A 20729-nucleotide genomic window follows, 5' to 3' on the forward strand; every position below is an offset into this window, starting at 1 on the left:
GTTCACCTCCTTTCAGGCTAACTTGCATAATACCGCTTCAAGAAACGGTACATAATCAGGCTGCGCATCAGAAAACGGGGCTCCGGTTCAAATGCGTCCCGGACAGAAGGCCCGGATGCCTGGCTGATCGTTCGCCTGATCTGCTCCACATTCATGTAAGGAACTGCCCGCTCATCCCGACATAGCTGTTCCAATTCTTCAAGTAACGCTGGCCACTGAGGCAGCATCCGGTGAAGCCAATCTGCTCCCTGTATCCCGCGAACACGCTGATTCAAGCGAACCGTATCCGGCAGATCATTCACAGCAGCTCTGCGGACAAGCGCCCGATCCAGGCCTTGCTGCATATACTGATCCATCGGAACAGACAGACAGAACCGCACAACCCGGACATCAAAGGTTGGGTCGCGCTCCCATATGCCGTAATGAAGCGACAGCTTGCTGGATTTATTCCCTGTCATATTATGAACAGCCAGATTCTCAAAATGTTTTCTTCTCGCCTCTGCTGCACTTGAGCCTGACCCATTGTTAAGACTTACACCCGCCTTGCGCAGACGGTTCTGGACATCTGTGCGCCGGGCAAACTCAGGATTGATCAGGAGCGGCATCTCATCGCCCGAGCCGGATAGCAAGCTGAGCCAAGGAAACATCCTTTTCCCAATTAAAGGGACCAGTCTTGATCTGCGAATCCCTCGTTTCCTTCCGTACAGCTGCAGCTCCCGGTAAAATTTTACCCACTGCAGCCGTTTGATCAGGGAAGCAAAATAGTCCAGCGTCGGCCCCCATGAGATCGTATTGTTCCCTTTAGCGCCGGTCAACAGGATGCCAATCCCCTGTTCACGCGCCAGCTCATAAATCCCTTTGATCCAATAGGAGTTTTCAAAATATTTGTAGGGCATCTCCAAGATATCCAGCCAATCCTCTACGCCTGTAAGCGGGCTTGCTCCGGGGACATCGATATAATTGGATCTCATATTGCCAACATGAGAGAGTGTCGCATTAATATAGGGCGTTTCATCAGCTGCACGATTTCTACCCGTCCAATCAACAAAATCAGGTGACGGGACGTGGCTGAACGTATGCAACAGCTTTCCTTGCCTCCGAAGTTCGCGGGCCGCATAACTGGCCACAATACCGGAATCGAGCCCCCCGCTCAAGGTTGCTCCTACCTCACGGTACGTACGCAGCCTGCAGTGAACCGCCTGGTTCATTACTTCCCGGAATGCCTCCTCGTATTCGCCGTTGGAGGACAAGCGCAGCTTGCGATCCGGAAGCAGGGAACCATAGCAGCTCAGCTTGACATGACTGCCTTCTGCCACAATCAGATGTGCAGGCGGCAGTTGACGGATTTCTGCATAGGCCGTTGCCTGCACATCTGTAGACTCAAACATGACCGGAATCGCCAAAAATTCCGACAACCAGTTCTCATCCAGCCCTTGTGCAATTCCAGGCAGCTCCCGCAAAGGCGCGATTGCGCTGCAAAAAGCAAACATACGGGGACCGGTATGAAAATATAAGGTTCGGTTGCCGCACAAATCCCTCGCTCCCAGCAGCTTCCGGTTGCGCTCATCCCAAATGACAAAAGCAAAATCGCCGATCAGATGGACTGGCGCCTGTTCGCCCCACTTGAGATAAGCATGTAAAATCAATTCCTGATCGCTCATCTGGACGCGCTGCTTAAGGTGAACCTGCAACTTGTCAAATAACTCATCCCGATTGTCGAGAATCGCATCGGCAACTACCGTCAGGCCGCTGCGGGGATCATAATACGGATTAGCTGCATGGACAGCCTCCGATGTCAGCCATTGTAGTCGGCAGCCAAGAGCAGCTTGCTCCCCATGCCACTGCTGCTGCGCATCACCGGCGTAGCGGCTTAAAGATTCCAACAAATTATGTACGGCATCTTGCGGCAGCTCTGCTCCATTTAACCCTATCACACCTGCAATTGCGCTCATTTCTTCGATCCTCCGGAGGCTAGATAAGCCGAAGCCCACCTGGACAGGCGGCTGCCGAACGGGATCAAGGATTTGATGCGGTTGACCTTGTTTCGCATATGGTCCAGTTGCAATTGAAGCCGCTTTTGATTGGCATAGCTTTTCTCCAATCGCCGATCCAATGCCCGCAGCGTCATCTGCAGTCGGACAACTTCCGCTTCGGCCTCATTGCCCTCTGTTGGGGCCACTCCAGACTCAGCAGCCCCAGAAGTTTCCGCAGTTTCAGCAACAGAAGCTAATGGAGCAGACAACTCGCTGCTGATCTGGTACTTCTCCTGCCACTGGCACCCTGTTGCTTCTGCCAGCTGCTTGCGACGCAGTTCCAGCAGTTCCGCATCCGGCTCCATGTCAAAGCGTACACCCGTCCAGGCTTCCGCTTCCTCAAGCTGTCTGCTGTAGCCCAGTTCGTGGAATACCCGGGCGCCGATTGCCCGGCAGTACAGCTCCGTTTCCTCTTTGTCCAGAACTTCCTTCCAATGGTCGAGAGAATTCGTATGCGGCTCTGTGTGCTGCCCTACAAAAGGGTCCCCAACCCCCATGCTGAAGAACAGGTCGGACTTCGGCTGATCCATGAAGTCGCCATACCGCTCCAGCCCCTCTTCATAGGACAAGTCCAAAAACTCGCAAAGCTTCCTCATTTCTTCCTGCGGATTAATGGCCAATTGCTCGTAATAAAGCCGGTATGTATGAGGATGCGGCCTGCTGAAATAGTCCATATAACGAAACAAGCCGATTGTAATATCCGCCATCTTGATATTGAACTTCGGCTGCGTCAGTTCGCCTTTGAGATCGAATCGGTCCCGTACATGACGGTTCACTTTCTTGTATGAAGCAATCACCGATAGCGGGTTGCGTATGAGCCATATGCGCTTGGAGTTCGGAAATAGCTGGTCAATAAATTCCAGCAGATAGTAATACCTTGGGGATTTATCAATGACTTTTTCGGCTGTGCCGCTCTTAAGCAAGCTGTTGTAGACCTCTACGGCAAACGAGCGGCAAGCCTGCTCATAAGCAGCTTCGGGGAGCACACCGTTAAAGAATTGCTTGATAATTTCCGTTCCGCCGTATGGACGGTAAGGCGCCAGCTTTAAATCATATAAGCTCATCAGAAACCACATTTCCTGCGTGGCGAACACTTTGCTGTGGTTTTGCAGCATAACCGTTGCCAACGAACTGCCGCTGCGCGGGGTGCATAGCAGGAAAACCAGATTGCTCCCATCCTGTTGAATCAATCGTAACGCCCCCTTTGCTGCCTTGGTCATCTATACAAGTTGAACGAAAGGAAGTCAGGCAAGGCCTGCGTGTGAAAGGTTCTTCCGATCGCTGTTGTTCCCGGATTTCTTGAATGAATGGCAGCAATAGGGGAAATCCGGGAACAAAGGCGAGCGCTTCGCTTCTCCAGAATCCTTTCACACTCCGGCTGCCTACTTTCGTTTCTTTAGTTCAACTGATATAGACACGGTTTGACTGATACCCTTTGTTTCAATTATATAATAAATGATACAATTTGTAACTATGATTTCAAAAAATTGTTTTCTATTTCACACATTTTTTTGGTTCTTTCGATAGACCTTAAGAAGCTTGTCTGACAAAATTCCATGGTATTTTACAATAATCTAAAGAATATATACTACCGTAAACCCGGCTTTTATCCAAATCGAAAGGTGTGGATGATATTGGTTAATATTTCAGACTTCCCAAGAATCGTACCTGAAGCAGACGATACACTTCGTATTCAAAGAGCAGCTGATAACGCAATTGGCAAAACACTCTTGATTCCCTATAATGTAAGTGATTATGTAATTAGTCAATCCATAAGAATAGACCCGACTACAAAAGTTGCAGGCACTTCGAGAAGTGTGAAAATCAGAAATACGAACGACAACGTATATGCTTTTGTTATCCAGCCCGCTATAGGAAGCAATAATGTCAACCAGGCAGAAGGCTTTGAGCATCTATATATTCGATCGAAGTTCGGTATCAAGTATAATCGAGAAGGGGATTACAGCAGTGTTTGGAGCCAACAGCCTTCATTATTTAATGTCTTTATCCGAAATTGTTACTTTGAGGGCCAATACAGCTCAGCTGTAGACCCCAATTACAATACGGATGTTGTTCCTGGGCTGAATGAACTAAAGGAATATGGAATTGCGGTCTGGGGGGCAAAAATATTCAACCTGAGCATTCGCGATAACTTTATTTCCAACTTTGGAATCCCTCTTTATCTGGAAGGCTGCGACCATACAGAAATCAACAATAACAGAATTACATTAAATGCTATTTCTGTATATTTAACTACCAAACGGGGCGGCGGTCAGAATTACGGTTCCCAATGCTCAATCAACCACAATGAGATAGTAGGCAATTCAAGAAGGGGACAAATTCTCATTCCCGATGGGGATGCACATACTATCTCTGACAACTTCTTCGAAGCAGACAAATCTGCCTGTGAGTTTCTTAGAATCTTTGGGGATTTCTCCAATTTAATCACAGGCAATCGCTTTAATGTGACGAAGATGGGAGATGTTGCCCCTACAACCCCCATTATAACAATTGATGTCGGGTATGGCTCTGTAGTTTCCCATAACCGCTGTAATTTAAAATATGCCGAATTTTTAATTGACATTAAAACAAGCCGCTATAAAACATATCGTGGAAATCTTCATTTAGAACCGAAGTATTTCATTTTATGGAAAGACAATAGTTCGACATTCCCAGTACCTAATCACCCTCTAGTACGAACAAAGGAAATTGATCCGCTTGTATTCAATTCCAAAAACCCCCGTTTCTTAAATAACCAGATTGCTTTAGGGGAATTTCCTTGGGAGCCCTCTACTGTATCTTCCAACTGGGCAATAAAAACAAATATTGAGGTTCCTTTCCGCTCTAATCTAGCCGTGGACATCATCATGGACCAACTCAGTCCCAGTAACAACCATTACATTGTGTTAGTTCGGGGGAGAAAAGTTTCAAAAGAGGGACTCTGTGAAATCCGTGCCGATAATGACAAAGGCAAACTGTTGTATAGCCAAAGATTTGCCTTTGCTGATACTGACAAACTCTCGTCACATTCCATAGACCTGCAAGCTACACAGGGAATAACTAAATTATTTTTTCGATTTATCGTTAACGACGGTACTGCTGAGACTAATCAGATTGAAGAAATTATATTAAGACCTACCAGCAACTGACATAAAACTGACCAGCTTATTATGGATTGAAGTACGCGTAGGTTCATCCACAATATAATAATAAATATTGTTTAACTTCTGACCTTTCCCTTCAATTTCTATGCTGCTTACTTCCTTAATCTTTGGCCGATACGATAAGAAAATTTCCCTCATCATATCAAACTGCATATTTGTTTTAACGGATTGACCAAGTTCATCCATAAACGCTTGTAACTTTGTTAGTCCTTTCCATGTCATGCTTTGCTGAATCAGTGCTTTGATGATCTCGCGCTGCCGCTCATTACGGCCCAAATCCCCACGCGGATCATCAAAGCGCATTCGGGAGTAAGAGAGCGCTTTCTTGCCATCCAATTTTAAAGTGCCTTTCTCAAAAGAGTAACCCTCATAACTGAAGGGGAGATGGTTCTCCACTTCAATCCCACCGACACTATCAATCAGGTGTACTAGCCCCTCCATATTCACCTTTACATAGTAGTCAATCGGATAGTTGAGAAAATTTTCAACTGTCCGCACGGACATCGATGTCCCGCCAAAAGCATACGCATGGTTAATCTTATCTTCTGTCCCGCGGCCGATAATTGTCGTCCTTGTATCACGGGGAATATTGAACGTCAGAATGGACTCCTTGGCAGGATTGACTGCAATCAGCATAGTGGTATCTGAACGCCCAATGTCTTTCCCACGTTCATCCACTCCGAGAAGAAGCACAGTAAAAGGCTTCAGAGCATCCTCTGAAGCCTTATCTATCCCCGCTATGTTAAGAGTTAAAGGAGAACGGTCATCAAGAGCCAGCGGTTCATACATCTGCTTTGCCATTGTAGTTACAGCACGGTTCAAGTAAAAGAGCGTCCCGGCAACTCCCAATACGAGTACAACACAAATACAGATTGAAATTTTCATCCAACGTTTCATACGCCATTCTCCCTCTGTAGCATTAGTCGGTGCGGTTGTTTTGCAAATAATGATGCAAGGCTTGCTGCCAGGTAGGCAATAAAGGAAAATCATTTAGCCTTAACATAACAGGCTCCATAACAGAATATGCAGGACGAGCAGCAGGACGGGGCATATCAGAGGTTGAGATAGGCGTCACTTGAACTTCCATTTTAGCCTGCTTAAAAATTTCCTGAGCGAACTCAAACCAGCTGCACTTCCCTGTATTAGATATATGGTAAAGGCCGTACTTTTCGGTTTGCAGCATGGCTATAATTGTCATTGCAAGATCATACGTATAGGTTGGTGAGCCGACTTGATCCTCGACTACTCTTACTGCTCCATGTTCCGCACCCAGTTTAAGCATAGTCTTTACGAAGTTATTTCCATAGGCTCCATACACCCATGAAGTACGGACAATAAAGAAACGGTTATGATGGTGTCGTACAAATTGTTCTCCTGCCAACTTGGACTGGCCATATACGTTAATCGGTGATGTCTTGGACCACTCGTTGTAAGATGAACCTTCAGACCCGTCGAATACATAATCGGTGCTCACATAAACCAATTTGGCCCCGACCTTGGCCGCCGCCACAGCTACATTGCGGGTACCAATTGCGTTGCAACGGAATGCAATCTCCGGTTCGGCCTCTGCGCGATCAACTTGCGTATATGCAGCAGCATGAATAATTGCAGTGGGACTAAGCTGCTCTACTTGCTTGAGAACGGTATCGCAGTCAGTAATATCCAGTTGATCGCGGGCTAACCCGTAGACCTCTATATTTTTCACTTTCAGGAGTTGGACAAGCTCCTTTCCTAATTGTCCGCCAGCTCCCGTTACCAAAATTCTTTCTCTACTGCCTGACCGGATCATGGAAATAACTCCTCTTGGTCAATCACTGAAAGGGATTGATACGCACCGTCTTTTCCAGACAACAAGGGGGTGTTAACTGGCCACGGAATAGCGAGTTCAGGATCATTCCAGGCTATTCCCCGATCTGCTGAGGCATTATAGTATTGGTCGACTTTATACGAAACCTGTGTATCAGGAACTAACGTGCAGAACCCGTGGGCAAACCCCTGTGGAATCCACAGCTGACGATAATTATCGGCACTAAGTATAACCCCAACCCATTGGCCAAAAGTAGGCGAGGAGCTTCGAATATCTACCGCTACATCATATATAGCCCCCGCTAGTACTCTCACGAGCTTGCCTTGAGCATATGGAGGGCGTTGGTAATGAAGCCCTCTCAAGGTGCCTGCTTCCTTCGATAATGAATGATTGTCCTGAACAAACTCTTGGCTGATGCCTAAACCCTCATAGCTTCTTTTGCTATAAGATTCTATAAAGAATCCCCGGTTATCCTGATGTACAGTAGGCTCTATAATCCAGACTCCATCAAGTTCTGTTTTGAATTTTTGCATGAAAATATCACCTCGTATGCTTTATATGCAATGGAACTTGGAATTAGTAACGGCGCTTATAATAAAATTGGAGCCCCTTCCCTTACTCCATTATTTAATTTAGGTCTGCCTACAGAATAGTAGACAAAATCCGTATTCAAAAGCTCTTCCTCTGTATAAATATTGCGTCCGTCAATCAAATTCGGAGTCTTAAGCCAAGAACGAATCTCTTGCAATGAGAGTTGTCTGAACTCTCTCCACTCGGTTACAATGCACAAAGCATCCGCTTGTCTGGCAGCGTCTTCTGCAGTTTTACTGTAATAAAGATTGTCATGCTGGATCGACTGCTTAAAGTTTTCCGTTGCAACTGGATCATAGGCTCTTACCAATGCACCACGCTTTAACAAAGAATTAATGATGTCAAAAGCAGGGGCCGCACGCACATCGTCCGTATCCGGTTTAAAAGCCAAACCCCATATTGCAATTGTCTTCCCGTAGAGATCATCCAATATGGACTCCAGCTTATGGATAATGTTGAATCTTTGTCCATTGTTCACATCTACGACAGACTTCAACAGCTTGAAGTCATAATCTACATTTCCAGCGATCTGAATGAGCGCCTGCGTATCCTTAGGGAAGCATGACCCTCCGTAGCCGATGCCCGCATTAAGAAATGAGGCGCCAATTCGTTTATCATAGCCCATTCCCTCTGCCACCTTGGTTACATCCGCCCCTACTTTTTCACATATATTTGCTATTTCATTAATAAAGGATATTTTGGTCGCCAAAAAAGCATTGGAAGCGTATTTGATCATTTCAGCACTTCTGATATCCGTAACAATTATATTTTCAGTAAGAGGGCGATGCAGTTCCACGATGTTGGCTGCAGCCTCTTTTCTTTCGATACCAATTACAATTCTGTCAGGATGAAAAGTATCTCTTACTGCTGAACCCTCACGCAGAAATTCAGGAACAGATACAATTTCAAATTCGTGGTCAGTCTGACTCCTAATGATCGCCTTTATCTTCTCGTTTGTTCCTACAGGAACTGTACTTTTTGTCATAATCGTTTTAAAGCCATTTAATGCGGATGAAATATCTCTGGCTGCCTGTTCAATATACTGTAAGTCGGCTTCACCGCTTGGTAGCGACGGTGTGCCTACAGCCAATATAATTACATCGGACTCTTGAACAGACTGATCCAGTTCAGAAGTAAAACTAAGACGTCCAATCTTCGTATTACTGTCCATCAGTTCCTTTAAACCAGGCTCATAAATCGGTACTATGCCACTCTTCAGCAACTCTACTTTTGCGTGATCCTTGTCGACACAAATTACGTGATTGCCCAATTCTGCAAAGCATACACCTGATACCAAACCAACATATCCTGTACCAATGACTGCCAGTTTCATCTTCTACACCCCGTTTGATTTTATTTCTTAAAGCTCAAATAGCCGCTCACTCCTGGAATGGCAGCTAATCTTTTTCTGTACTCGATTCACACTTGTATCGATTTCAAGATATCCTCCCAAGACATGCTGATTCGGTGGATGTCTTCTTCGATAAGTTCAGTCCCTGTCTGGACTTCAATAATTTCTAAATTGGTTATAGCCCGAAGGCTATGTTTACTCCCACTGGGTATTTTTACAACATCCCCTGATTTTACTTTCCTATAGCTTCCGTCTTGAATCAGTTCCCCTTCTCCAGATACAACTGTCCATATCTCATCACGTTTCCAGTGATATTGGTAGCTTAAATTACGGCCTGCATAGATACAGATCCTTTTCGTAAGCACTTCATTATGATGAGAATACTTGATATAATCAATCACCTTGTAGTATCCCCATCGACGCTCTTCATACATCGGACGATGATCGGTGTGCTTCAATACATCCTTAATTCGAAAGCTCTGTTGTTTATCACTAACCAAGATACCATCCGGACTGGCAGCAACAACCAAGTTCGAAGCTCCAATAATCGTTACCGGAATTTCCAGTTCGTTAATAAGATGCGTATTTTGAGAATCCGGAGTCACAATTCCCCCGCCGACAACTTTATTTCCCATTTCGGAAGTTAATGTATCCCAAGTACCAAGATCTTTCCATTTGCCTTCATGAACCATGGCAGCAATTTTGTCGATTTTCTCTACCACTTGATAATCAAAGCTAATGTTAGGAAGTTTGTTGTACTGCTTTAGCATTTCATCATATTGAATCGGAATATTTAATTCAATAAGCAAATTAATGATCAGATCGAGTTTAAATGCAAAAACCCCGCAATTCCACAGTGCGCCTTGTTCAATTAATGCTGCTGCTTTTTCCTTTTTGGGTTTTTCTTCGAATTTTTTAACAGACATATAAAATGGCTTATCATTTTTTAGTTGTTGCTCTGGCATGATGTAACCGTAATTTTCTGAGGGATGATCGGGCTTAACTCCAATTAACGCAATTTTGGCATCAGATTGGGCTAAAATATTGGGCAATGCGACTAAATCATCAAAAAAGTCGTCATTCACGTAGGGATCAACTGGCATAATTACAATCGTTTCATTTAATCCTACACCTTGAATGGAGTAGAGATAGGTTGCCACCAAAGCAATAGCCGGGAAAGTATCCCGTCTTTCAGGTTCCAGAACGACATTGACTCGACTCCCCAATTGATTTCGAAAAATCTCCTCTTGAGATTTACTTGTCGCAAAACAAACATCGTTTGCCAGCCCAGCATTGTGCAGCTGCCGCCATACACGCTGAACCATTGACTCCAGTTGTCCATTCGGGCCTTCCAGAACTTTAAGAAACTGCTTTGATCTGGATTCATTGGATAAAGGCCAAAGCCGTTTGCCTGAACCGCCTGATAACAACACAATTTTCATGTACCGTAAACCTCCTTTGATTAAATCGAACGATATATAGTCTCCAGTTTGGTTTGCCAGTCATTTTCTTGTGCTCTGCGGATTCTCTTAAGGCGATAAACCTCCTTGTCTTTAAGCTGCAAAGCCTCTTCGCATGCCCGAACGAATTCATCCGCTTTGCAAGCCGTATGGTAGTAGACCCCCGTCTCCTGGTATTTATCCGTTGTAGGCAATCCACAGCCTACCACCGGAATTTGCACTGCCAAATATTCAAACATCTTAAGTGGGCTGACTGCCCGGTTATACGCAATGTTTTTATAAGGCATCAAACCAACATCCAAAGCCTTCATGTAACCTGGAACAGTTTCAGGTGATTTTCCACCCAAGAAAAAAATATTGGACCTGCCTTTAAGAGCTTCAAAATCCTCTATTGTCCCGTGAGCCGGGCCGATGAGCAGAAAATTCCACTCAGGCTTCAATAAGGAGACTTCTAACAGAAGATCAAAATCGATCTTAGCCTTCAGCCCTCCTACGAATCCAAGCTTTACGCCTTGTATCTGCTCAATTTCTTCTTCTCGTACAGGTGAAGCTTGTTTAAAAAGATCGAATTCCACTCCGTTCTCAATAACTTTGAAACTTTTCTTTGATTGCCGCTGAATGTGAGCAGCTAAAAATTCTGATGTGGCAAAGCCCAGATTTACTCGGGAGGATATGCGATTCTCTGTCCTGCGAATCATATAAGCTTTAAACTGCTGAACCATGCCGCGCAACCCGGTTTTTGGTACCCATGTACCACACCAGTAATCGCTGCAATCGTAGACAACTCTTTCCCAGTGGGAGAGACTAATTAATTGGGAGAAATAAGGGTATGTAAAAAAAAGTACCTTTCTTCCTGAGCCCGCAAGGTAAGGCTTTAACGGATTACGAATCAAAGCATTGCACATATTACCCACATATCTGAACATCCCTCTTCCATATGGCAAACTGATCTGGGTAACTTTCGGGTGATTTTGCACCGAGTTTGAAGTAAACGAATCATGGTCAGGATATATCCAATAGATATGTCTGGTATTATCTTTGGACCACAATAATTCTGCAAGACGATGCCGTCGATATTTTAACCCCTCTTTTTCCCAGGAAGTGGGAGCAACTATGAAGTAATCGATTCCCTCATTCATTGAATTAAACTCCTTCACACAAATTATCCGATCTTCTCCAGTATTAATCCTGCTTCATATAGTCTTGCAGACAAGGTATCCGGGTCACTTGTATTCTGATTCATCAGATGCTGCTCGTGATCATAATGTTGCTCAAGTTGAAGTCTGCTCCACTCTCGAACTTCTTGGATATTTGAGTCTTCTAAATAATCCTTAAAGACGGTCAATACACAGGCCATCTCAATTCCTACCGGATTATAAGGAGATGAATATTTGTTCCTCTGTATCGTTGCTTTAAACTCTGGATTTTTCGTATAATCAATCGCCCTTTTGAGCATATTCCTGACATTGCCCATCTTCCATATAAAATGGTCAGGGACAGAATGATAAAGAAGCGCAAAGGCATACAGATTAAAGCTGTGATAGCCGTGCTCTAACAAATATTGATGCTCTCGCTGATGACGGTTAAAATACAAACGATAAACGGACTTAATAATTCTGTACCTCAATCGGACATGACCTATGACATGTATAATTCGACCAGAACGGGCAAGCTGGAGGTGATCCATCATTTTGGCAAAAAAGAGATTTGTACGATCTTCAATCGTTTTATTGGGCTGAAGCTTGTTGAGCATTACTCCCATCACCGCAAACCACAGTTGCTGGTTAAATGTATGACTAATTCCGCCGATGGAGCCATCCACATTTCGGATCCTCCACAGACCCGAAGAATGGTCCATTTCATGAAGCAAAAAAATTTCCTGGGCCAAATCAATATATTGATGCTGCTGAAAGTGTTCACCTATATACAGCAAGGCCTGAATGACCCATGCCTGACCAATTAAGCCGTTGCAAAAATCCTTGCTGCCCGCATAACGACAATAAAATGTTGCATTCATAGGTCTGGCTTCATGGGAGGCCAAATAGCCAGCTGCTTTTAATGCAGCATCTTTAAATGCTTCATTGCCAGTGTGCTTGAAGGCCTCCAAAAAAAGAAGACTCCAGTGTGCGGTGTTGCGCACTGGAGTCTGCGGATCATTCCATGGGCCATTGTGGCCCGGAGGCATATCCCCCTTCTTCCCTTGGAGCTCGAGTCCGCGGGTTGCACTGCCTATAACAATTTCCTTCCACTCAGCTACCATTACATTCCCATCCCATCACGAATGATATTCTTCTGTTTGCGCTTGAACAATTTGTTGAACATTGGTCTAACTTCATTGGCAACTTCCTTATATATCGCCGGATTAAACCGATACGTGAGCAGGACATATAATGTTGCATATACAGGCACTATGAATACTGTCAACCATAATTGATCAATAAACTGTTGAACACCATAACTAATAATAGTGAGCCCGCATGCAATTAGAAATGGGGAACGAAGTTGCGACAAGTATTCCCCCCATGACATGTGGCAAACCCGATTTACTTGTACCTGCAAGATGCCGGCCTTTAAGAAGACAAACAACAAATATGCGATAGCAACAGCCGATAATCCATAGTAACAAGCAATAACCAAGGTAATTAACCTAACTGGAAGCAAAATCAGATCTACATAAAAAGCCGTCTTTGAAGAATGATGAGCATACAATGCATTCGTTGCAAAACCAGCAGACAAAATATCGACCATCCCCTTCAAAGCCAGGACCTGCATCACAATGATGGACGGCTCCCATTTATCACCGAACACAACCGGGACGGCAGTGGGAATCACAAGAAAGAGTATTGCAAAAACCGGTAGACCTGCTGAAGCCACTAAATGTGTCATTTTGTAATACATTTTTCTAAATTGAACAACTGCGTTCTCACCCTGATGTATTTTGCAAAATACCGGATATGTAACTTTTGTACTGATCTGAATAACCAAATCAATAACTCTATCCAGCACTTGCTTGGCAAAAGAGTAATAGCCCAGCAGATCGATACCGAGCAGTTTGCCCACGATTAATTCGTCAAAATTTCTCCCAAAGTAGTTCAAAATATTTTTGCCGGAAACATATATTCCAAATGCATAATATGGTTTAAGGCTTCTGAAATTTAAATATAAAGTCGGGAACCAATCCTTATTCTTTCTAAAAATCCAAAATAAAGAGATAATAATAAAAAGGGAAGACAGAAACTGGCCGATGATAAAGGAATAAACCTGAAATCCGAGAAGGGCAAATAAAATAATGGTTACATTCATAATCCAGGTTTTATTCATATTAATCAGTGCCAGTTGTTTGAATTGAAGCCGTTTCTCAAGCAAAGCTATAAATACAACTCCAAGCGGCTCGATTAAAAATAAAAGGGAAGCGCTATGCAGCAATGCCTTTAACTCCCCCGCTCCATAATACTCTGCAAGCAGCGATGCTGAGAGATTAACGCATAGAAACATAATAACTCCAGATAGAACATTTACAGTAAATATACTATTCAGTTCCGTACGAGTGACCTGCTCATGCTGAATAATGGCTTGTGAAATACCAAAATCCGTTATAATTTTCGACAGACCAAGCACAAAAATTATAATGGCCCTGAGTCCAAAATCCCCCGGCTCTAAAATATAACCCAGTATAAAAATCATTAATGAATTGAGAATCAAATTCGTAAATACCAACAGTCCGTTCCACTTAAACCCTGATAATGTCTGGTTCTTCAGTTCACTCATATAGATCCCTTATTTCTGTTAAATATAAGATTCAGCCGCTTGTTTTTTACGGCCAATGTTTGTCCACCACTCTTGGTTGGTCTGATACCACTCAATTGTCTCCCGCAGACCCTCCTCAAACGTATAAACTGGCTGCCAATTTAGTTCTTGAACAATTTTAGACGGATCAATCGCATATCTCCGGTCATGACCTTTGCGATCTTCCACATATGAAATCAAATCAAGCGGCTGTCCTAATTCTTGAAGGATCAGCTTGACAACATCAATATTGCGCCGCTCATTATGCCCTCCAATATTATAAATCTCCCCAGGCAGTCCTTGGTGAAGCACCAGATCGATAGCGGATGCATGGTCTTCCACATGCAGCCAATCCCGAATATTCAAACCATCTCCATAAACCGGGAGCTTCTTCTGTTGCATTGCGCTAACAATCATTAATGGAATGAGCTTTTCGGGATGATGAAAAGGTCCATAATTGTTGGAACAGCGTGTAATATTGCAGTTCATCCCATAAGTCTCATGATAGGCTCTTACAAGCAAGTCTGCTCCGGCCTTACTTGCTGAATAAGGGCTGTTAGGGGCTATCGGAGAAGACTCAGTGAAGTACCCTTCTGGCCCCAATGAACCGTACACTTCATCTGTAGAAATCTGAATATATTTTGCAACATTAAATTCTCGTGCTGCTTCCAACAATACCTGGGTTCCCACCACATTAGTCTGAATAAAAACCCCGGGATCATTGATGCTCCGATCAACATGAGATTCTGCGGCAAAATTAATAATGGCTTGAATCTCGTATTGTTCCAAAGCTTCCCTAACCGCTTGTGGATTCGTAATATCTCCTCTGAAAAAACGGTATTGAGGCAGATGCTCCACAGCCTTAATATTGTCCAGATTACCGGCATATGTAAGCTTATCGAAATTAATAATATTGTAATTCGGATACCGCTTCAGCATATAACGAATAAAATGACTGCCGATAAAGCCTGCTCCGCCTGTAACTAATACATTCATTTTTCTCTCTCCTTAAGCTAGCTTCATGATATGGATGAAGCTGTCTGTTTTTTGCCAAATGTCAGATCGAACAAGTGGTTTCTAACCATCTCATTAGCTTTGGCCCAAGACTCATGCGTACCTGCATCTGTCCACCAGCCCTCCAGAATATCATAGGTTAGCTCCCCCTGATAAATATAAGCATTATTGACATCTGTTATTTCCAGTTCGCCACGGCCTGATGGCTCAAGCTTGTCAATAATGTCAAATACTTTGCTGTCATACATATAAATTCCGGTTACAGCATACGAGCTTTTGGGCTGCTTCGGCTTTTCTTCAATCGAACTGATAATCTTGCCTGTTAACTCTGCTACTCCATAACGCTCAGGGTCATCAACTTCCTTCAATAAAATTTTCGCTCCGGTCCCTTGTTGTTTGAAATTGTTAATGTAATCATTTAATGAATCCAGGAAAATATTGTCCCCTAGCAGCACTATGATAGGTTCATCTTTTACAAAGCTTCTGGCCAAACCTAAAGCTTGAGCAATGCCTCCAGCCTGATCCTGGACTTTGTAGGAGAAAGAAGCACCAAACTCATGGCCGCTTCCAAGCAGATTCACAACATCTCCCATGTGATCTCGCCCAGTCACGATAAGAATATCTTTGATGTTAGCTGCAATTAATTTATAGATAGCGTGATAAATCATCGGATATGATCCTACAGGCAATAGATGCTTATTGGTTACCTTCGTTAATGGATATAATCGGGAACCCGTTCCTCCCGCCAAAATGACACCTTTCATACTTCCACCCCTACCTTGAATTTATTTATAATGTGGTGATATAAATCTAAATGCTTATCCAGCATTTTATCTACGGTATATTGCTCGCAATGCTCCAGACACTTTTGTTGAATTTCCACTCTCTCATGTCTACTTAAAGCATGGAATCGTATAAGCTTCTCCGAAATGGCTTGCGGATTGCCCGCCTCAAAGAGGAAGGCATCATCAGCTATTACTTCTGGTATTCCACCAACATGAGAGCCAAGTACGGGTGTGCCGAGCTGATAGGACTCAATAATTACACGACCGAAAGGTTCGTCCCATACAGAAGGGAGTACGGTGAGGTCCGCTTGCTTGATCCTCTCCTGCAAAATTGCACCCGTCATTTTACCAGTGAATTCAATTCTACTATCCGATGAAGACAAATTTCGTAACATTTCTGACTGAGGTCCGTCTCCGCAAATTATTAGACGGCCAACAACGGTTTCAGGTAAATTCATCACCGATCGTATTAGATGCTCAATCCCTTTCTCAATACTTAACCTCCCAAAATAAATCAGATTAAGAGGACCATGATATTGTTTGGTTGACGATTGTATTTCTCCCTCAATTGCATTTGCAACCACATGTCGCTCAGCCTGCCCGAACATTCCTGCTGACAGATGCTCCTGCAAGATAAAATCGGAGATTCCGATTACAGCTGAAACTTTCCTGCTAAAGTAACGAGCAGCCTCACGGTAGTAAAAAGGATTACAGAGTGAGTAATCCCGCAAAGTATGAACTACAGGAATGCGTAACTTCCCGGCTGCCATCCATATTGCAAAGGTCAAACCAGCTATTTTTTGAGTGTGGACAACGGATGGATTCACAGTCCGGATAATTTTTTCAACATTTCTATACATATCCGTATTGTAAATATCTCTTAAATACCATAAACCTCTCACGAGTTTATTTGAGCTTGGATCTCCATACCAGTACAAATTATGACTAGGGAGCCTGTAGACAGGAATATCATTAACTGCATCCTGAAGTACACCTTGCTTTTTATTATGCTTGCCGACTGTCATAACATGAACCTTCATTTTTTTAGCCAGAGCTTCTGCCAAGATTTTTGTTGAAACTTCTGCTCCACCAATAATATCAGGGGAATATAACGAGTGGCTAACCAGTATATTCAGCATATTTTTTCCTTTTCCTTATGGTCTTGTAAAGTTTTTTGAACCAGCAGATACCAGCCCGCTATTATCCCTAATGTAATCCATACCACCATCATACGAAACGAATCTACATTCATTCCGCACGCAAGCACACCAAATGTTAAACCAAGTAAAATATAAATTTCAGTTTTTTCTTGAGATCCGACTGAATGCCTTAGAGCAAAAAGCTTCACAATACACATGATCCATAGCATCAGCCAAACAATAAGTCCAATAGCTCCCAGCTCCCCGAAAATCCTGGTAAACATTCCGTGCGCCTGGGGAAACTTGCGCTTTAAAGGATTTAAAGCATCCTGAATTTCATAAGCCCCTAATGCCCACTCAGGTACATATTCCTGAAATTTAAACATAAATTGACCTTGACCAACACCAAAAAAGAAATTATCCTTACCCATATTAAACGCCGTGGTCTGCATGCCCAATCTTGTCATCGACGAATAACTTTCTGTTGAGCCTAAACTAAAATCATTGACAGATTTCAAAGTACTCGTCAATTGACTTGTTGTCTGGGCGAAAACCTCCTCATTGGTAAGAACAACACCAACAACTAAGGCTGCTGCGACAAATGCAACTCCTATATTTCTCTTATTAAGCAACGTCCGTTTCATTAAGATCGGTAAAAAGAAAATAGTCTGAAGAAGGATAATAAAATACATCGTTCTGGATTGGGTAAAATAGATTGTCACCAGAAATAAAAAAAGAAGCATGAAGTGCTTCTTTTCCTTTACTATTACATAAATCAAAAACGGGTATGCAAAAGCGCCGAACATCCCATACCAGCTTGGCTCACCAGAAATACTGTGAATTCGGTCCGGTATAAATTTACCCCGATTAATAGCTGTAGCTATTAATCGATAGAGTTCAAGAAAGATATTAATTCCAATAACTTTCCCTAAAATTTCAATCAATCCAATTAACACACATATTTTAATGGAAATAATGATGTACTTTGAAATCTGCTGTAAAGTAATTTTATATTTGACAATCAATGTTGATATGAACAGAACGATCATATACCCAATAGAAACCATAAGCAGTTGTGATAAATATCGGGTTAGTCCAAAAGTTTGCTTATAATAGGAGTTAAGGATTGAATCCATATTGGCAAACCCGCTAACAATATTCCAATAGACAAACACTAATAAAATCTTGGTAACAAACGAGTTGTAATAGAACCTTTTCAATAATAGAACTGCAATCAACGGGGAAAGAATTAAATAGGGATAAAAACCTAATTCCAGAAGCAATTCATTATATAATCCTAACGGAAACCCGTTTACCGGCAACAAGATTAAGGAAAGAAAAAAAAATATCTTTAAATAGCTGTATTCCTTATGATTTAAAATGAGCGTATTTTCCCCCTCCATAATAGAAGCCCTCCTTTTTTCAAAGAGCAGGGACCATATTCTCCTCCTTAATAAAGTCTTTTTCTATAGCTACATTAAATGCCTCGGATATGCTCTTTACATATTCCTCGCGGCTGTACACATCTTCAATAGATAATCTTGCTCTCTCTCCCATCTGCAATGAATAATCCGGATTGCTTAATAAATGCAGCACTTTTTCTGCAAATAGACATTCTTCTTCAGCAAGAAATAATCCGTCTTCTTCCGTGAAATCCGTACCTTCCGCTCCTACAGATGTGCTAACTACCGGCACTCCACAAGCCATAGATTCTAATAACTTGATTTTGATGCCTGCACCGAGTCGAAGAGGAATAATACCAATTCGGGAATCGGCAATGATTTGATACGGATTCTCGACAAACCCTGTTACTTTAATATTTGGATAACTTCGTGAAATTTGCAGCAATTCCTTGGAAGGCCCGTTCCCCACTATCACCATATTGGTTTTAGGATTTACTTTCATAATGTAGGGGAATATTTTATTGATAAACCAAATCACCGCATCATTATTTTCATTTCGATTCAGCGCACCGAAAAATACTAAATCATATTGTTTACGTCCAATATTCACATCAGGGGTCTTATGGTAAAATGGGCGTACAACTCGAACATTGCTGTCTAACTTTAAACTTTCTACTAGCCTGCGATCCTTATCATTCAGAGTCAAAATATGGTCAATCTTGCTGAACCAGTTCTTCTCATTTTTAATACATAGTTTGGTCTGCAATTTGTAAAGCAATCCAAGCTTTCCTGTCTTCGCTTTCCTTTCATACATTTGATGCATAACATCATGACAAGTAACCGAGACATTGCTATTCGAGAGTAGTGTTTTATCTACCTTTGTTACATACTGAATCATTTGTTCCCATTCAAAATGAATATACTTGTAGTTATGTTGCTCCAGCAACGCTGCCATTTCAATGACTATCTTGGATGATGCTTTTGTATTATAATGAATTGCTCTGAATGGATAGCGGAAACAGTTCACCAGTTTTTGGAGGGCACTTACCTCAATTAATTTCAGTTCAGAACATTGCAATTCAGACAAACTTTCCTTAAGCCCCCAGTTGTGCTCCTCTGAATTCACAATCGAAATGAGATGAATGTCTACAAATTCAGAAATAAATTTCATAAAATTAAAAAAAACCTTTTGTCCCGCTTCTTTTGAATCTTTGAGTGGGGGATGAGCGCTGACAACAAGCATTTTCGGTTTCAAATAATCACCACTTTTTTTACTTTAAATAAGCAGAGAACTGCTTCTTGATCTGGTAGGGAAATAATCGGTTTTTCTTCCCAAGCTGATAAGCGAATAATTTACATATGTTTTCCGCTAAAGCATAAGCAATCAAATGCGTCCTTTTCCGTTTAAGCAGATATTTCGTCTGCCTAACGATCATCTTCATACCTTCCTTTTCATTAGAAATATTTTTAAACAGTTCTTCTGTGTCTTTGAAGGCCATACCGATATCGAAATAACGCTTAAATTGCTGTTTTATTGTGTAATTATGTGAGTGGTACACTCTTGCCTCAGCACAATAATAGACAGATAAGTCTTTGAAGATTGCCCTCGATGCGAAGATCATATCTTCGTTTAATATAATCCGCTCAGGGAAGCCGCCTAGTGTGTTAAAGTATTCTTTCCTGTACATACTGCAAACATTAGAGTTAAAGAAAGTTTTTATCCCTAACTGTTCAATCTTGGATTTAGTTTTAAGAAGGGAAGTTTCAGGATAATTGAACCCTCTCGCAAAAATCTCCAAATCTCCAGCGTCATCTTTAGGAATCTGTCTGGCAAAACATACTGCAACTTGCTTATCGTTAAAAACCTTATGCATACTGGAAAGCAATGATAGGTCATATGGGATCGCATCCTGAGTCATAAACAGCAAGAATTCGCCTGTGGCCATTGCTGCTAACCTGTTACGCGTACCCCCGTGATCAAAACTTTCGTTTGGAATAATTTCAAGAACTGTTTTCGGGAATTCATGACGAATAATCTCTACCGTACTGTCTGTTGAGGATGAGTCGATAACAATAATCTCCATCTCATTTTGCCCTATATCTTGTTCATATAGCTTCGTCAATAATGAACGGATATCATGAGAAGCGTTATAGGTAGGAATCAGAACTGAAATCAAGGCTTCACAACCTCCCGTT

At 42.5% G+C, this 20729-nt stretch carries 17 protein-coding genes; 1 reads left to right on the forward strand and 16 read right to left on the reverse strand.

Going from position 1 to position 20729, the window contains the following annotated elements; genetic code table 11:
- Positions 1-17 precede the first annotated feature (17 nt).
- Both JFN88_RS02790 and JFN88_RS02795 read right to left on the reverse strand, forming a co-directional pair.
- Entirely contained in the window at positions 18-1952 is a 1935-nt protein-coding gene (locus tag JFN88_RS02790; RefSeq protein WP_199017761.1) for an asparagine synthase-related protein, read from the reverse strand.
- Positions 1949-3223 carry a sulfotransferase family protein gene (locus JFN88_RS02795; protein WP_199017762.1) on the reverse strand — a complete coding sequence of 425 codons (1275 nt, stop codon included), beginning with the start codon at positions 3221-3223 and terminating at the stop codon, positions 1949-1951. Before JFN88_RS02795 ends, JFN88_RS02790 begins: the two co-directional genes overlap by 4 nt.
- 444 nt (positions 3224-3667) lie before the next feature.
- Between JFN88_RS02795 and JFN88_RS02800 the strand changes: the two genes are divergently transcribed.
- Positions 3668-5182 carry a hypothetical protein gene (locus JFN88_RS02800; protein WP_199017763.1) on the forward strand — a complete coding sequence of 505 codons (1515 nt, stop codon included), beginning with the start codon at positions 3668-3670 and terminating at the stop codon, positions 5180-5182.
- On the opposite strand, the gene JFN88_RS02805 is transcribed toward JFN88_RS02800, so the two are convergent.
- From JFN88_RS02805 to JFN88_RS02870, 14 genes are all read right to left on the reverse strand, one after another.
- Positions 5162-6094, reverse strand: a complete 933-nt coding sequence (locus JFN88_RS02805) for an LCP family glycopolymer transferase (protein WP_199017764.1) — start codon at positions 6092-6094, stop codon at positions 5162-5164. The genes JFN88_RS02800 and JFN88_RS02805 overlap by 21 nt on opposite strands.
- Positions 6095-6116: 22 nt before the next feature.
- Complete coding sequence (gene rfbD / locus JFN88_RS02810) at positions 6117-6986, reverse strand: dTDP-4-dehydrorhamnose reductase (protein ID WP_199017765.1); 870 nt, start codon at positions 6984-6986, stop codon at positions 6117-6119.
- The gene (gene rfbC / locus JFN88_RS02815; protein WP_199017766.1) at positions 6983-7537 is read right to left on the reverse strand and encodes a dTDP-4-dehydrorhamnose 3,5-epimerase; all 555 of its coding nucleotides are present in this window, start codon (positions 7535-7537) and stop codon (positions 6983-6985) included. Before rfbC ends, rfbD begins: the two co-directional genes overlap by 4 nt.
- A 56-nt stretch (positions 7538-7593) precedes the next feature.
- Entirely contained in the window at positions 7594-8928 is a 1335-nt protein-coding gene (locus tag JFN88_RS02820) for a UDP-glucose dehydrogenase family protein (RefSeq protein WP_199017767.1), read from the reverse strand.
- An 86-nt stretch (positions 8929-9014) separates the two neighbouring features.
- Positions 9015-10388, reverse strand: a complete 1374-nt coding sequence (locus JFN88_RS02825; protein ID WP_199017768.1) for a sugar phosphate nucleotidyltransferase — start codon at positions 10386-10388, stop codon at positions 9015-9017.
- A 20-nt stretch (positions 10389-10408) separates the two neighbouring features.
- Entirely contained in the window at positions 10409-11545 is a 1137-nt protein-coding gene (locus JFN88_RS02830) for a glycosyltransferase (protein WP_199017769.1), read from the reverse strand.
- Between the two features lie 23 nt (positions 11546-11568).
- Positions 11569-12666, reverse strand: a complete 1098-nt coding sequence (locus JFN88_RS02835) for a hypothetical protein (protein ID WP_199017770.1) — start codon at positions 12664-12666, stop codon at positions 11569-11571.
- On the reverse strand, positions 12666-14174 hold the full coding sequence (locus JFN88_RS02840; protein WP_199017771.1) for an MOP flippase family protein: 1509 nt from the start codon (positions 14172-14174) through the stop codon (positions 12666-12668). Before JFN88_RS02840 ends, JFN88_RS02835 begins: the two co-directional genes overlap by 1 nt.
- 18 nt (positions 14175-14192) lie before the next feature.
- Complete coding sequence (gene rfbB / locus JFN88_RS02845; protein WP_199017772.1) at positions 14193-15188, reverse strand: dTDP-glucose 4,6-dehydratase; 996 nt, start codon at positions 15186-15188, stop codon at positions 14193-14195.
- Between the two features lie 23 nt (positions 15189-15211).
- Positions 15212-15970: a sugar phosphate nucleotidyltransferase gene (locus tag JFN88_RS02850; protein ID WP_199017773.1), complete on the reverse strand. Its 759-nt coding sequence runs from the start codon at positions 15968-15970 to the stop codon at positions 15212-15214.
- Entirely contained in the window at positions 15967-17130 is a 1164-nt protein-coding gene (locus JFN88_RS02855) for a glycosyltransferase family 4 protein (protein WP_199017774.1), read from the reverse strand. Before JFN88_RS02855 ends, JFN88_RS02850 begins: the two co-directional genes overlap by 4 nt.
- Positions 17124-18533 (reverse strand): O-antigen ligase family protein, encoded by a 1410-nt coding sequence (locus JFN88_RS02860; RefSeq protein WP_199017775.1) that lies wholly within the window; start codon positions 18531-18533, stop codon positions 17124-17126. Before JFN88_RS02860 ends, JFN88_RS02855 begins: the two co-directional genes overlap by 7 nt.
- A gap of 19 nt (positions 18534-18552) precedes the next feature.
- Positions 18553-19788 (reverse strand): glycosyltransferase, encoded by a 1236-nt coding sequence (locus JFN88_RS02865; RefSeq protein ID WP_199017776.1) that lies wholly within the window; start codon positions 19786-19788, stop codon positions 18553-18555.
- A 16-nt stretch (positions 19789-19804) separates the two neighbouring features.
- Positions 19805-20710, reverse strand: a complete 906-nt coding sequence (locus tag JFN88_RS02870; RefSeq protein ID WP_199017777.1) for a glycosyltransferase family 2 protein — start codon at positions 20708-20710, stop codon at positions 19805-19807.
- Positions 20711-20729: the final 19 nt, after the last annotated feature.

The organism is Paenibacillus roseus (assembly GCF_016424485.1).
Lineage (GTDB): Bacteria > Bacillota > Bacilli > Paenibacillales > Paenibacillaceae > Paenibacillus_D > Paenibacillus_D roseus.

Bases quoted from the DNA above. Each gene is read 5' to 3' on its own strand.
- JFN88_RS02855 (WP_199017774.1), bottom strand. From the start codon at position 17,130: ATGCTGAATATACTGGTTAGCCACTCGTTATATTCCCCTGATATTATT.
- JFN88_RS02825 (WP_199017768.1), bottom strand. From the start codon at position 10,388: ATGAAAATTGTGTTGTTATCAGGCGGTTCAGGCAAACGGCTTTGGCCT.
- rfbB (WP_199017772.1), bottom strand. From the start codon at position 15,188: ATGAATGTATTAGTTACAGGCGGAGCAGGCTTTATCGGCAGTCATTTT.
- JFN88_RS02790 (WP_199017761.1), bottom strand. From the start codon at position 1,952: ATGAGCGCAATTGCAGGTGTGATAGGGTTAAATGGAGCAGAGCTGCCG.
- JFN88_RS02830 (WP_199017769.1), bottom strand. From the start codon at position 11,545: ATGAATGAGGGAATCGATTACTTCATAGTTGCTCCCACTTCCTGGGAA.
- JFN88_RS02820 (WP_199017767.1), bottom strand. From the start codon at position 8,928: ATGAAACTGGCAGTCATTGGTACAGGATATGTTGGTTTGGTATCAGGT.
- rfbC (WP_199017766.1), bottom strand. From the start codon at position 7,537: ATGCAAAAATTCAAAACAGAACTTGATGGAGTCTGGATTATAGAGCCT.
- rfbD (WP_199017765.1), bottom strand. From the start codon at position 6,986: ATGATCCGGTCAGGCAGTAGAGAAAGAATTTTGGTAACGGGAGCTGGC.
- JFN88_RS02850 (WP_199017773.1), bottom strand. From the start codon at position 15,970: ATGAAAGGTGTCATTTTGGCGGGAGGAACGGGTTCCCGATTATATCCA.
- JFN88_RS02835 (WP_199017770.1), bottom strand. From the start codon at position 12,666: ATGGTAGCTGAGTGGAAGGAAATTGTTATAGGCAGTGCAACCCGCGGA.
- JFN88_RS02860 (WP_199017775.1), bottom strand. From the start codon at position 18,533: ATGGAGGGGGAAAATACGCTCATTTTAAATCATAAGGAATACAGCTAT.
- JFN88_RS02805 (WP_199017764.1), bottom strand. From the start codon at position 6,094: ATGAAACGTTGGATGAAAATTTCAATCTGTATTTGTGTTGTACTCGTA.
- JFN88_RS02840 (WP_199017771.1), bottom strand. From the start codon at position 14,174: ATGAGTGAACTGAAGAACCAGACATTATCAGGGTTTAAGTGGAACGGA.